Here is a 1,440-nt window from a genome sequence, read left to right as displayed (position 1 = left end):
TGGAAAGCAGCGTTAAATCGTTTTATGATCGAGTTTGAAGATCGACTCATTGACCATATTTGAACAGGGCAGTTACACAGAATTATCTACAGGCTCCACGATGGCAGATATACTTGGTTCAAGCTGTCTTGCTTTTAGCACGCTGTAGTAACTACGGCTTTTCCCTAAATAATTGGTGCTGAATTCATAAGCACTGCTGCAAAGGTCATTTTCGCGTAATTTCTCATAGACATTGTCAATCAACATAAATTTCTCCTTTTCTGTATTTATCTGCTTAAAGGATGAAAATGCATTAATGCTGTAGCGATTGATAAATAACTGTATGGAGAAAGTGAATACGCTAGAACTGATTGAACAGTTAAAAACAAATAAAAGAGCAAAGACTGTTTTGCAACAAGATTTCGTGCAATGGATTGCAGGAAAAGCAGGTACATATACACATGCAGTTACACTGACTTTTCCTTTTGAAGTGACTGATGCTGATGAAGTAGAAAAATATTTGGCTTTCTTCAGCAGGAAAATCAACAGTGAATGTTGCAGAAGGCCGAAAGAAGAAGAGAAGGTGAAAATGGCGTTAGTGATTCATGGGATCAATAGCAGCAAGAAACTGCATGTACACGCTGCAATACAATCACCCGATAAAATTAGTAGTATAGAAATGTCGCGCAGGATAAAAAAATCGTGGCATAAAGCACTGCATCACAAGAGAGCAATCGTCGACATAAAGACATATGACGATGACGGTTGGATCGGCTACATCAGCAAAGAATTCACGTTAACAAATACTAGAGGGATTAGTCAGTACTGTAATTTTTAGTATAGGAGTATGCTCTTGTTTCAGCGCGCAATGCCTGACAAGTAATTTCAGTATGCAGGGATGCAGAACAAGCACATGGATGTGATGCTTGTTGTTTTTGGTTACCCTAAATAATCTGCAAATGAGTTCCAAGAAGAATTACAAACTGGTATTGCAATCATGCAGTGTAAAACAATAGAGAAGTTGTTCTAACTGTCAGGGGTATTCATTGATTTAATTGAGTCAAACAGAGGGATATGTTTTTTCCAAATAGGTAGCCAGTTAGAAGTCGTTAGCATGTCTTCAAATATATGGATGCAATCAAGTATGTTTTGTGGAACATACTGCGGAGCATTAGCGGTATTGGTGAATGCTCTCTCGTTTGCTTCAATCATTGATGTGATGTAGATCCATGTGTTGTGATTCGTTAGCAGGTGATGGCTTGTGCTATCTAGAGTTACTCCTCTATATTTTTCGTAATTGGCATTGATGTGATGCATATAGAGGAGGTCGGAAAGAGGTGATGAATAAGGAAATTTCGTGGTATCTGGAGCCTGTAGATAATTCTGTGTAACTGCCCTGTTCAAATATGGTCAATGAGTCGATCTTCAAACTCGATCATAAAACGATTTAACGCTGCTTTC

General features: G+C 38.3%; 2 protein-coding genes. One reads left to right on the top strand and one right to left on the bottom strand.

The window, feature by feature from the left end:
- Positions 1 to 72 precede the first annotated feature (72 nt).
- Positions 73 to 246, bottom strand: coding sequence for a DUF6626 family protein (locus BOW51_RS11360; protein ID WP_167367348.1), 174 nt, complete (start codon positions 244 to 246; stop codon positions 73 to 75).
- A gap of 85 nt (positions 247 to 331) precedes the next feature.
- Here BOW51_RS11360 and BOW51_RS10760 point away from each other — a divergent pair, with 85 nt between their 5' ends.
- Positions 332 to 817, top strand: coding sequence for a hypothetical protein (locus tag BOW51_RS10760; protein WP_135568279.1), 486 nt, complete (start codon positions 332 to 334; stop codon positions 815 to 817).
- The last annotated feature ends 623 nt before the right edge of the window (positions 818 to 1,440 follow it).

Source organism: Solemya elarraichensis gill symbiont (genome assembly GCF_002021095.1).
In the GTDB taxonomy this organism is placed as follows: domain Bacteria; phylum Pseudomonadota; class Gammaproteobacteria; order Chromatiales; family Chromatiaceae.
The sequence above is the reverse complement of the archived record's forward strand: the minus strand, read 5'-3'. Positions and strand labels throughout refer to the sequence as shown.